We start from the raw sequence: 12,396 nt of genomic DNA on the forward strand, positions 1-12,396 counted from the left end.
CGAAAAAGTGACTATCTTAATTATATTTCTATTCATTATCAAATTGAATTAAAATTGTATAAAATCTTGAATACATAATTATTGGATCACGCAACAACCTTGTGGATCCAGTTTCCACGCCTGAATCTTATGGTAAAAATAACACCTCTTATAGCCCAGTCAGCAAACATTCCGATCCACACGCCAATAGCACCAACTCCCACAACTCTGATAAGGAATGTAGCAAGTGTTACTCTGCAAAGCCACATAGTAAGTGTTGCAACTATCATGGAAAACTTAACATCCCCCGCAGCTCTTAAAGCATATGGGATAACGAAGGATGGTGACCACAAAATAGGCTTGGCGATCGTAATCCATCCAAGCATGTATATACATAGGCTCGCGCTTTCAGGAGTCATTCCTGCAAGGTAAGTTACAGGTCTTGCGATTGCATAAGCAAAAAGACAGCTGCTCAAAATAGCTATGTAGCCCCAAAGAATCATCTTCTTGGTATAGTATATAGCCTCATCCTTCCTGCCTGCACCAAGACACTGACCAACTATTGTCATAAGTCCTATTCCTACACCTATTCCGGCAACGCCATTTACATTTTCAAAAATATTAGTCATGGACTGAGCTGCAATAGCTGTTGTTCCCAAAATAGATACAGAAGACTGAATTGCCAGCTTACCGAACTGAAACATAGAATTCTCTATGCCGTTAGGAATACCCATGGCAAGGACTCTGTGAATCTTGTCTTTGTCAGGCCTGATCGAAAGATAATCCCTTATGCTGATCTCAAGCTCTTTATTCCTTAGATATATCAAAAGAACTACCGCCGAAAAGATTCTGGACAACATAGTCGCAAGAGCTGCGCCATATACGCCAAGTCCAAAACCCCAGATCAAAAGGGCATTACCTGTTACATTAAGAATGTTGGATACTATAGCTACATTCATTGGAAGTCTTGTATTGGCCTGTGCCCTGAAGATTGCACTACATGCAGCTGCCAAAGCAACGCCTGGATAGGATAAAATTGTAAGGAAGAAATAAATACCTGCAGCTTCCATTACGTCAGCTTCAACAGTTCCAAATATGAGCTTTAACAATGGCATTCTGAAGATAAGACCAAGGATCATCAAAAGAACTGAAATAAAAGTAGATACTAAGATAACCTGTCTGGCAGCTTCTGAAGCTCTTTTTATATCCTTCTGTCCAATATATGTTGAGCAGATAATGACGCCGCCTGTAGCCATGGCATTAAAAGCCTGCACCACAAGGTTATTGATGGAATCCACAAGTGAAACGCCGGAAAGAGCCGCTGCTCCCACGTTGCTGACCATCATGGAATCAGCCATTCCCATTAGGGAGTTTAAGAATTGTTCAGCTATAATAGGAATCAGCAACAGAAGAAGCTTTCTGTTGCTGAACATATGGTTATTATTCATACTATTCCTCTATTATTACATGCGCTCAGGTGCGTCAAATCCTAAAAGATCGATACCTGTCTCAAGGACTTTGAGAGTGATGACAAGGAGTGCGATGTAGCTTTCCTTCTTGTTCTCATCTGTTTCAGCAAGGATCTTGGTTCCATGGTAGAAACTGTTAAATGCATTTGAAAGGTCATAAATATATGCACAGATTCTGTTTGGAGCAAGGTCTCTTGCAGCGCTCTCTGCTGCATCAGCAAATCTTGTAAGCTGAAGCATAAGGTTCTTCATATCATCGCTGTCAGGCTTATCAAGCTTAGCTTCCTTAGCGCTCTTTCCTTCTGCCTCGTACTTTTTAAGAATAGACTTGATACGAACGATAGTGTAAAGGATATAAGGGCCTGTATCTCCCTCAAATGAAGTAAACTTCTCAACATCGAAGATATAATCCTTGGATGGCTGGTTAGAAAGATCGCCATACTTGATTGCTGAAAGGGCAACCTTGTGAGCTGTATCACGAGCTTCCTCATCAGAAATATCAAGGTTTCCTTCCTTGATCCTTGTGTACATCTTCTCATCAATCTCAGCTATGAGATTTTCAAGACGCATAACTCCGCCATCTCTTGTCTTAAATGGCTTGCCATCGCTTCCATTCATTGTACCAAAACCTACAAAATGAAGCTCTGTCTCAGGCATAACGAGTTTTGTCTTTCTTGCACAGCGGAATACCTGCTCAAAATAAAGCTCCTGTCTCTTATCAACTACATAGATAAGTCCCTGTGGATGGAACTCTTCCATACGCTGCTTGATAGTAGCAAGGTCTGTTGTATTGTAAAGAGAAGCTCCGTCAGACTTAAGGATCATGCATGGAGGAACCTCTTTTGTATCAGTCTCCTTAGCAACATCAACAACAAGTGCTCCCTGGCTGAGGTATGCATACTCGTGCTGCTTCATGTAGTCAACCATTCCCGGAATAACGTCATGAACGTCAGACTCACCTCTCCAGAGATCAAAGTTTACATTAAGTTTTTTATAGTTCTGTTTAAGATCAGCAACAGATACGTTCAAAATGTGGTGCCAAAGAGCTCTGTATGGCTTGTAGCCATCCTGTAAAAGCTTTGTAGCCTCCATGGCTGCGGCCTTAAATGCCTCATCCTCTTTTGACTTCTTGCTGGCTGCAGGATATATCTCTTCAAGTTCACTGACAGTGAAAGGAGCTTCCTTAGGATATGCACCTTCATAATCAGGATCAAAATAGCAAAGATCAGGTTTTCTCTCCTTGAGACCTGTGATAACAAGTCCCATCTGAAGTCCCCAGTCACCAAGGTGAATATCGCCTATTACCTTGTAACCGTTGTATTTCAAGATTCTCTTTATACTCTCACCAATAACTGCTGAGCGAAGGTGTCCTACATGAAGAGGCTTTGCAACGTTTGGTCCGCCGTAATCAAGCATAAATGTAGGCTCGTGTCCCGGAAGAGTTACTCCCATGTGCTTCTCATGGAGCATTCTTACAATGTAGCCTCTTACAAAATCTCCGCTTACAGTGATGTTAAGAAAGCCCGGTTTAACAGACTCTACTTTTTCAAACATTTCATTTCCCTGGAGCTTTTCGGCTACAGCATCAGAGATCATAAAAGGAGCCTTGCCATACTTTTTGGCACCGGCCATTGCACCATTACACTGGTATTCGCACAGATCAGGTCTGTTGGATATAGTTACCTTTCCAAGTTCCCTGTCATATCCTGCTGCTTCAAAAGCATCAGAAACTTCTTTTGATATGAGTTCAAGTACTTTTTCCAAAACTTACCCTTCTTTCTATAATAAAAAAATAATCATAATTTAAAATCAGACTAATGAATTTTAACAGAATAAAGCTGTTCTATCAATGGTTAAAAAAGCCAAAAAAATCCCGATGTTTCCAAAACAATAAGGAGTACAAAGAGTCCCTTCAAAACAAAGTCAATGATGTATAACCACATGACGATCTTACCAAATATGCTTTTTTTGTTTTTGACTCTTGCAACTATCATCAAGATGAATCCAATAACTCCTACAAACCATAGAAGCAATGGAACCATGATAATATTCAGGACACCAAAAAAGCCCAGACTCGTCAGCAAGCCAAAGCCGCCAAACCTGGAGATCATAAATCCCAAAAGAGACAAAAAGCACAGTATTTTATAGCCTGACTCCATAGGTACTTCATGATTATCAGCAGAGTTCTTTGCAGCAGGATAATCATAGTACTTTCCATAAGTCTGCTGCCATTTCTGCATTTGCCTGTTTTGGTACAATCGCTCCTGATCAGCAATCTGCTTTTCAGTCAAAGGATCAAGAACAATACTGCTCTCATCATATTGTTTTTGAATAGGTTCTCCAGTTATCGGATCGTGAAGCACCAGTGAATCCGGTAAATCATTTTCATTTATACCTGTATCCATTACTCCCCATCTCTTTCCCGTTTTTCCTGCTCCCTTTGAGCCTTTGAATAACTGCATCCGCAAAAATCCTGCCTGTACAGATCAAATTTATGTGACAGCTCAATTGAACGCTTATATCCGTTTTTCTTTTTAAAATCCGATGGTAAAAATCTGCTTCCGGCCTTTTGTGCAGCTTTTTCTCCCACTTCATTCAAAACTTCCGCATTTTTCAAAGGACTGATCGTAAGTGTAGTAGTAAAATAATCAAAGCCTTTTTCTTTTGCCACCCTGGCCGTTTCATCAAGTCGCAGTTCAAAGCACTTTCTGCACCTTTCACCGCCCTCCTTTAAATGCTCCATACCTTTTGTAACTTCATAAAACTCTTTTGGGTCGTAAAAGCCTTCCAGAATCTCAATCTTTCGGGCTTTCTCATCAGAATTCATCCCATCAAAGTCTTTTTCCTCAACCTGTCTGTTGTATTCAGCTATAAGTCTCTTTTCCTCAATAACACGCTTTGAGTACTCATTCTCAGAAGTAATATTGGGATTGTAGAAAAAAACAGTTATGTCAAAATACTCCCTCAAATACTCAAGGCAATATGAAGAACACGGAGCACAGCAGGCGTGTAATAAGAGCTTGGGATATTCACCGTTTTTCTGAAAATACTCTATTTTTCCCTCAAGCTCTTTTGAATAATTTCTTTTGTTCATTCTTTATAAACCCAGTTTATCTATTATCTCTTTTGTAATCTCTAAAGGAGTCTTACCATCTGTATCAATTATCACATCAGCCACATCTTCATAGAATGATGCGCGTTTTTCTAAAAGTTCCTCGATCTTTGCCAGCGGATCCTCGGTTTTTAAAAGAGGTCTTTTATCATCATCTTTTACTCTCTCAAAAATTGTTTCAGGCTTTGCCCTTAAGTATACAACCTTTCCAATTTTTCTTAAAAGCTCTCTGTTTTCCTCTTTTACAGGCATTCCGCCTCCCAGGGAGATAACAAATTCTCTCCAGTGATCGGAATCTATAGCCTCCAAAAGATCTGTCTCCATTTCTCTAAATGAAGCCTCGCCTTCTGTCTCAAAGATCTCGTTTATAGTTCTGCCTTCAGTGTCTTCAATGACTTCATCTGTATCAATAAGCTCAAGCATCAGCTTTTCAGATAGAAGTTCAGAAACAGTGCTCTTACCGCTTCCCATAAAGCCTTCAAGCACAATATTGGAAGCTCCCACAACTTCAAGCATCATAGATTTGTAGATCTCATCCGCCTGCTCTTTTGATATCTTAATTCCTTTATCCTCATTCCAGAGTTCATAAGCATCAATTCCCTGATAAAGAAGCATTTTAAGACCTGAAAATGTCTTGGCTCCCGCCTCTTTTGCAAGCTTCAAGAACTTTGTCTGAAGGGGTCTGTACACAAGATCCATTGCTGAAGATACCTTCTTATAAAACTCTTCATCCTCTATTACAGCACTGTTAACATCAGGGAAAAGACCTACTGAAGTACACTGGATAGCAATAAAGCTATCTTCTGTTTCCAAAACCTTACGATAGTCTCCAAGAAGCATAGGTACTACCTTTTCATCACTATCAGTAAGTTCAAGCGCAAGGTTTACTTCGTCTGCCACATCGACAGCCTTTTCAAAGGTCCTGTTTAGTATATATACCTTTTTTGCCCCTTTATTGGCACACAAAAAGGCTGTAGGCCTTGCAACACCGCCGGCGCCAAGAATAACCACTGTCTGATCCTTTAGTTCTATTCCTTCATCCTGCATGGCATGATAAAGACCAGTCATGTCTGTATTATATCCCTTGAAACCGCCATTTGCCGTCCTTACCAGAGTGTTAACAGCTCCTATAGCCTTGGCAAGCGGATCAACATCCTCAAGAAATGGAATAACATCCGTTTTATAAGGTATAGTGACATTCATTCCCTGAATATCAAGAGCCACTGCTCCTTTTATGGCATTCTTAAGTTCTTTTTCTTTTACCTCAAAGGGAACATATACCATATTTATCCCTGTCATAGAAGCAAGTGAATTATGTATAAGCGGTGACATGGTATGTTTTACAGGATTACCAATGAGTCCGCATGTTCTTGTATATCCATCTGTGTAGTTCATAATTCTCACCCCGCGCGCTTATCTTATTCAGTAAATTTTACCTTTTATTCACCTGTAACGCAAGGGAGTCAGAGTAACGAAAAAAAGCTACCGCAAGCGGTAGCTTCAACATTCCAACTATATCAGTTAAGTTTAATAACAAGTCCATCCTCTGTCCCTGAAATAACATTGGCTGCCTTGCCAGTCATATCCTTGTTTCCTACAAAATACTGATACTCATGAAGGATATGATCTTTTTTCATTCCTGAAATTGCCTGTTTCATATCATTTGATGCGATTCCGTCTCTGCCAAAGAGATCAACTGAAATGCCATCATACACTCCTAAAGAAATTGCAACATTTTCAATGGATGCATTATCTCTTTTAGGTACCTCAACAGTAAGATCCATCTTTTTCTCTTGCTGTTTAGGTTCGCCGAGATCTACGCTGGTATCCTGTGCTTCTTTTACCGGAGCAATCTGCGCGCTCCTGTCGCTGGCCGGCGGGATATTATATGCATTATATCCTGAAAGGCCATTTCCTAATCTATTTAATGCCATAACGTCCTGCCTCCTTTCCTGTAATTATTCCCACAATTACTTCCAAAAAGAATATCGGATACTTTTTTGAATCTCTTAATACCATTATATGGGAATAAAGTACCATTTTAGGCGGTCAGAACGTTATTTAAGATTAATTTAATTCTTTTTATATTTTATAAATAAATTGCCGTTTTACTGGCGGATTCCTGCAGCTTTAAGAAGCTGAACAGTGTATTCATCCTGCGGATTCTTATAAACATCGCGGGTCTTTCCATATTCCACGACTCTTCCGGATTTCATGATCATCACATGATCACTTATCTGATACACGACTCTAAGATCGTGGGAAATGAATATAATGGAAATTCCGAGTCTCTTATGAAGGTTCTGCAAAAGTTCCATTATCTGCGCCTGGATCGTAACGTCAAGAGCTGATACAGGCTCATCAGCGATCAATAACCTCGGCGATCTCATAAGTGCTATCCCGATACATATTCTCTGCCTTTGTCCCCCTGACAATTGAGAAGGGTACCTGTCAAGCATCTCCAGAGGAAGCTCTATCTCCCCCATGATTTCTTCGACTTTCTTTTTGCGCTCCTCACTCGTCCACTTACGCTTTTTATCAACCTTTAGCGGTTCTTCCAAAAGCCATCCTATCTTTTTGGCCGGATTAAGTGAACTGTACGGATCCTGAAACACCATCTGAGGTCCGTCATATTTCTGCCATAAAGTGCCGGTGTAATCCTTATTGATACCCACTATTGCCCTGGCAAGAGTTGATTTTCCACAACCACTCTCACCTGCTATAGCAAGGACCTCACCCTCTTCCATCTCAAAACTGACATCATAGAGAGTATGGATCTTCCTCTGCCCTGAAAAAGGCTTTCTTTTTCTGTTTTTATAATATACGTTAAGGTTCTCTACCTTAAGTACCTTTGATTCTTCCATATTCGCAGACCTTTCAATCTCCAAGATCAATTTTGGGTATGGCAGCTATGAGCTTTTTTGTATAGGGATCCCTCGGATTTCTAAATACATTTTCTGTATTTCCTGTTTCCACGATCACGCCCTTCTGCATAACAATAACTCGCTGACAAAGCTGTCTGACAAGACTAAGATCATGGGAAATAAAAATAATTGAAGTTCCCATTTCTCTGTTAAGCTTTTTAAGAAGTTCTACAATCTGAGCCTGTACAGTGACATCCAGCGCTGTGGTCGGCTCATCAGCTATCAGGATCTGTGGATTACCTATCATTGCGGATGCAATCATAACCCTCTGTCTCATTCCACCTGAAAGCTCATGAGGATACATGTTGTAAACCTCGCTTGCATTCTCAAGGCCAACTGATTCAAGCATCGCAATAGCTCTCTTTTTCCTGTCAGCCTTACTGATCTCCGGATGATGGATAAAAAGAGGTTCCTCCACCTGCCAACCGATTCTTTTGACCGGATTAAGAGAAGTCATCGGCTCCTGGAAAATGATCGATATCTCATCGCCCTGATAGGTCCTTAGCTTATTTCTGTTACAGGTAAGAAGATTGTCGCCGTTAAACATTATCTTTCCTGTTTTTTCCATGGAATGTCTGTTCAAAAGACCTGCAATTGCCAGGGCACTCATACTCTTTCCTGAACCAGACTCACCCACAATGCCCACAATTTCCCCTTTGCCAAGCATCAGATCAAAGTCCTCTACTACAGTCTCAGGAAGCTCATGATCATGAAATTCTATATGAAGATCTGTTACATCCAGTATTATTTCCATCTTCTGATACCTTCTCCCAAAAAGGAAAATCCTAAAACCATAAGTACAATTACAATTCCCGGGCACAGGCATATGCTGGGCACTGTAAACATGTACTGCTGCGCATCTGAAAGCATTTTTCCAAGACTTGCAAAAGGAGGCTGTGAACCTACTCCAAGGTAGCTAAGACCGGCCTCGGCAAGAACTGCATTGTTAAATCCAATAAGGATTGAAGAAGCTAAAACATTTTTAATATTAGGAAGTATGTGAACAAATATCATTCTGATATCAGACACTCCCTGAAGCTTGGCACTCTCTATGTAGTCCATGCTCTTTACTCTTAAAACCTCGCCTCTTACTATCCTTGCAAAGCTAGGTACAAAGGCAATTCCAAGGGATAAAAGAAGCTGTGACCATCCGGTTCCAAATACACTGACAATAACAAGTGCAAGGAGAATACTTGGGAAGGCAAAAAGAGCATCTATAACTCTCATGATAACTTCATCAAAGGCTCCTCCGTAGTAACCTGTAAGTGCGCCTATTATGGTTCCCACACCTGCACCTATCAAAACGGTTCCAATAGCTATAAGGAGCGTGATCCTGCTTCCATACATAACTCTGCTGAACACATCACGTCCCATGTTATCAGTTCCCATAAGGTGCTTAAAAGAAATGCCCTGAAGCTTTTCTGTTGCACTCATCTTGGTAGGTTCATAGGGCATCCAGAATATTCCCACTACTACAAGGAGTACTATCAGCCCTGTTATTATTAATCCCGCAATCATGTAGGGATTTTTTTTCAGCTTTTTTAAGAAATCCTTCATCACTCTGCTATCTCAATTCTTGGATCGATTATTCTGTAAATTATATCTACGAAAAGATTTATCACGATAACTATGGCTGAAATTCCCATAATGATCGCCTGTACAACGGGATAATCCCTGTTGCTGATACTCGCCAGCAAAATCCTGCTGATTCCGGGAATACTAAATACCTGTTCAATAACGATACTGCCTGCCACCATGTCTGCAAGAAGCATTCCAAGGAATGTGATAACCGGTATCATGGCATTTTTAAGTACATGCCTGTAAAGCACACCACTTGTATTATTTCCTCTGCTATAGGCCGTTCTCGTGTAATCTTTTTCAGCCTCATCAAGAAGACTGGACCTCAGCATCTTAACTGTCATTGCAATCTTAGGAAGTGCGATGGCAACTGAAGGGAAAATCAGATACCTGATAAATTTAGACATATCTTCTGTATAAGATACGAATCCTCCCGGAGTAAACAGCTTAAAGATCATTCCAAATATGAAAGTAATCAGGATTCCGGAAAAGAAAGGCGGAATCGCCATAATTATCTGATTAGTTATGGTGATCGTCTTGTCCAGAAGACCGTTTTCATGTTTAGCCGTAGTGATTCCAAGAGGAATTGAAACCAAAATCGTAAGCAGAAATGACATAATAGCCATTGTCAGAGTAATCGGGATCTTATCAATGATCATGCCCGAAACCGGAACATTGTAGTTATAGGAAGTTCCCATATCTCCATGAAGAAAAGCAACAAACCATCTGGCATATCTTACCAGAAGCGGGTCATTTAATCCCATCTGTTGTCTGGTCTGTTCAATCAGCTCCTGTGAAGCTTCTGTTCCAAGTTTTCTAAGGGCCGGATCACCCGGAATAACGTTAAAAGCGAGGAATACGCAAAACGAAACCACCACCAAAGTCACAATCATTGAAAAAAACTTTTTGATGATATATTTCATATCGCATTCCTCGCTATATCTTACTTATCTTTACTGTGCAGGTCTGATCTTTGCTATATCCTGTACATAAAGAGGATAGAATTCATATCCTGTAAATTTCTTATTAAGAGCAACAAACTCAGGAAGGTCCTGAATATATACATTGGCTGCCTCTTCTGAAAGAATCTTAAGACACTCTTTATAGTACTTGGTCTTTTCAGCATCATCAGAAGTTGCTACTGCATTTGCATAAGCTGCATCATATGCATCACTCTTAAAGTTGAACATGTTCTTGCTTGAATCTGAGCAATATCTTGCAAGAAGAGCTGAAGCAGAAAGAGTAGACGCATCAAAACCTACAACTGTTGCCTCATAGTTCTTGTCAGAATAAACATCACTGAGCCATGTATTCCATTCAACTTCCTGAATATTGGCTGTAACACCAATAGCCTTAAGTTCCTCTGCAATAACCTGTGCAGTATCAACGTGCTGCGCATAGTTTGATGGAACTGTAATTGTAAATGTAAATCCATCAGGGTAACCAGCCTCAGCCAAAAGAGCTTTCGCTTTCTCTACATCCTGATTATAAGTGTCGTTAAGAGCCGGATCATAGTACTTTGTAAATGAAGGATACATAGCACTACCGATCTCTGTTCCGGCGCCATCAGAAACGAAATCCATAATCTCCTGAGGGCTTATTGCATAGCACAGAGCCTGTCTCACCCTAACATCATCAAATGGCTTTACAGCGTTGTTAAGGTACATAGCCTGAACCAGGTTCATTGTGCCTTCGTAAATATCAAACTTATCTGAAAGCTGAGCTACCTGAGCACTTGTAAGACGGGCAACCATATCAAGTGAGCCGCCTTCAAGGTCAAGTACGATGGCATCTGAATTAGCCTCAACCTTAAATACTACATCCTTAATGTATGCCTTATCACCCCAATAGTCATCAAATCTAGTAACGATAAAGTTCTCCTGTGGTGAGCTTGAAACATACTTGTAAGGGCCTGTACCAATTGGATTAGTAGCAGGATCTGTATTGCTCTCTGGGATAATAGCCACTGTAAGAAGTGGTAAAAACTCAGAGTTTGGAGTTGTAAGAACAATCTCCACATGACTGTCGTCAATAATATTTACACTTTCAATATTGGAAAATGAAGAAACAAGTGGCTCGCTTCCATCAGCGCCCCTGTTGCGGTCGATAGAATACTTGATATCCTCCACTGTAACCAGACTTCCATCATGGAACTTGATTCCATCGCGAAGTGTAAATGTGTAAACCTTGTTGTCATCAGAAATGTTAACTTCACTTGCTACAGCTGGGATAAGATTACCGCTAGCGTCAGGCTTTACAAGGCCTTCAAAGACGTTAAATAATACCTCTTTGATTCCAGCCCCCGTTGCGTAATGAGGGTCTAGATCGCTTATATCCTGAGGTATACCTACGATAAGCTTAGAAAGATCATCTGCAACCGCTTCAGACGCTGTATCAGCTGTGCCAGTCACTGTTTCAGTGCTCGCCCCTGCGCTCTGGTCCAAAGAAGCAGATTCCCCTGCCTTGTCACTTGAGCATCCACTCAATGCAACAGTCAGTGTTGTTAACACGATCATCAGAAGTGATGATACTCCCTTTCTCATAACATCTCCTCTAATCATGCTAAAATCTTCCTCCTATGAAATTGTTTTTTTCGCTACGTATGCGCATGATATAAAGCAACGCAGCAATACGTATGTAAATATATAGCCTTGACAATAAGTTGTCAAGGCTAATACTTGTACTTTTTATTCTTTCTTTAAAAGAGGTGTGTTCTTGTCTGTGCTGTCTGTAATAGTCCCCTCAGCTTCCTTCTTAAGGACTGACTTCAGCTCATCCATAAATGTGTTCACATCCTTAAACTCTCTATAAACAGATGCAAATCTGACATAAGCTACAGGATCAAGATTCTTCATCTTGTCCATAACAATCTCACCTATAGATCTGCTGGGGATTTCCTTCTGCTCCATATTAAAGATTTCTGTCTCTACTGCATCAACCATTTTAGTGATCTGCTCAGCACTTACAGGTCTCTTATGACACGCTCTGAACACTCCTGCCTCAATCTTGGCTCTGTCATATGGTTCTCTCACATCGCCCTTCTTGATAACAATAAGAGGTATTGTCTCAACTTTTTCATATGTAGTAAAACGCTTGCTACAGGAATCACAGACCCTTCTTCTCCTAATTGACGTATTATCGTCAGCCGGTCTTGAATCAATTACTCTGGTATCATCTTTCCCACAGAATGGGCACTTCATAACTTTTCCTCCATTTCCCGATTTGACATGTCCACTACATATTGGTGAAAAAATCAAACAACCACACAAACTATTGTAGCATTGTTCTGGCAAAAATAAAAGCCTTTTGCATAATTTGCAAAAGGCTTTTTAAT

12 protein-coding genes are annotated in these 12,396 nt (G+C 40.5%); all 12 read right to left on the reverse strand.

From position 1 onward, the window contains the following. Nucleotides 1–86: 86 nt before the first annotated feature. The gene (locus C4S54_RS07865; RefSeq protein WP_103869037.1) at nucleotides 87–1,427 is read right to left on the reverse strand and encodes an MATE family efflux transporter; all 1,341 of its coding nucleotides are present in this window, start codon (nucleotides 1,425–1,427) and stop codon (nucleotides 87–89) included. A gap of 15 nt (nucleotides 1,428–1,442) precedes the next feature. Next, the gene (gene argS, locus C4S54_RS07870; protein ID WP_103869038.1) at nucleotides 1,443–3,212 is read right to left on the reverse strand and encodes an arginine--tRNA ligase; all 1,770 of its coding nucleotides are present in this window, start codon (nucleotides 3,210–3,212) and stop codon (nucleotides 1,443–1,445) included. Nucleotides 3,213–3,301: 89 nt separating this feature from the next. Beyond that, nucleotides 3,302–3,853 carry a hypothetical protein gene (locus C4S54_RS07875; RefSeq protein WP_103869039.1) on the reverse strand — a complete coding sequence of 184 codons (552 nt, stop codon included), beginning with the start codon at nucleotides 3,851–3,853 and terminating at the stop codon, nucleotides 3,302–3,304. After that, nucleotides 3,853–4,542, reverse strand: a complete 690-nt coding sequence (locus C4S54_RS07880; protein WP_103869040.1) for an epoxyqueuosine reductase QueH — start codon at nucleotides 4,540–4,542, stop codon at nucleotides 3,853–3,855. Before C4S54_RS07880 ends, C4S54_RS07875 begins: the two co-directional genes overlap by 1 nt. A 3-nt stretch (nucleotides 4,543–4,545) precedes the next feature. Beyond that, on the reverse strand, nucleotides 4,546–5,955 hold the full coding sequence (gene aroE / locus C4S54_RS07885) for a shikimate dehydrogenase (RefSeq protein WP_103869041.1): 1,410 nt from the start codon (nucleotides 5,953–5,955) through the stop codon (nucleotides 4,546–4,548). A gap of 122 nt (nucleotides 5,956–6,077) precedes the next feature. Beyond that, complete coding sequence (locus tag C4S54_RS07890) at nucleotides 6,078–6,494, reverse strand: hypothetical protein (RefSeq protein WP_103869042.1); 417 nt, start codon at nucleotides 6,492–6,494, stop codon at nucleotides 6,078–6,080. A gap of 174 nt (nucleotides 6,495–6,668) precedes the next feature. Then, a complete protein-coding gene (locus C4S54_RS07895; RefSeq protein ID WP_103869043.1) occupies nucleotides 6,669–7,424 on the reverse strand; it encodes an ABC transporter ATP-binding protein in 756 nt (251 codons plus the stop codon). Nucleotides 7,425–7,437: 13 nt separating this feature from the next. Beyond that, the gene (locus C4S54_RS07900; RefSeq protein WP_103869044.1) at nucleotides 7,438–8,238 is read right to left on the reverse strand and encodes an ABC transporter ATP-binding protein; all 801 of its coding nucleotides are present in this window, start codon (nucleotides 8,236–8,238) and stop codon (nucleotides 7,438–7,440) included. Then, nucleotides 8,229–9,041: an ABC transporter permease gene (locus tag C4S54_RS07905; protein ID WP_022774123.1), complete on the reverse strand. Its 813-nt coding sequence runs from the start codon at nucleotides 9,039–9,041 to the stop codon at nucleotides 8,229–8,231. The genes C4S54_RS07900 and C4S54_RS07905 overlap by 10 nt, the downstream gene beginning before the upstream one ends. Next, nucleotides 9,041–9,985, reverse strand: coding sequence for an ABC transporter permease (locus C4S54_RS07910; protein WP_103869045.1), 945 nt, complete (start codon nucleotides 9,983–9,985; stop codon nucleotides 9,041–9,043). The genes C4S54_RS07905 and C4S54_RS07910 overlap by 1 nt, the downstream gene beginning before the upstream one ends. A gap of 30 nt (nucleotides 9,986–10,015) precedes the next feature. After that, nucleotides 10,016–11,605 carry an ABC transporter substrate-binding protein gene (locus C4S54_RS07915; protein WP_242973763.1) on the reverse strand — a complete coding sequence of 530 codons (1,590 nt, stop codon included), beginning with the start codon at nucleotides 11,603–11,605 and terminating at the stop codon, nucleotides 10,016–10,018. 144 nt (nucleotides 11,606–11,749) lie between these two features. Further along, nucleotides 11,750–12,262, reverse strand: a complete 513-nt coding sequence (gene nrdR / locus C4S54_RS07920; protein WP_022774126.1) for a transcriptional regulator NrdR — start codon at nucleotides 12,260–12,262, stop codon at nucleotides 11,750–11,752. Nucleotides 12,263–12,396: the final 134 nt, after the last annotated feature.

It is taken from the genome of Butyrivibrio sp. Su6 (assembly GCF_900108105.1).
GTDB lineage: Bacteria > Bacillota > Clostridia > Lachnospirales > Lachnospiraceae > Butyrivibrio.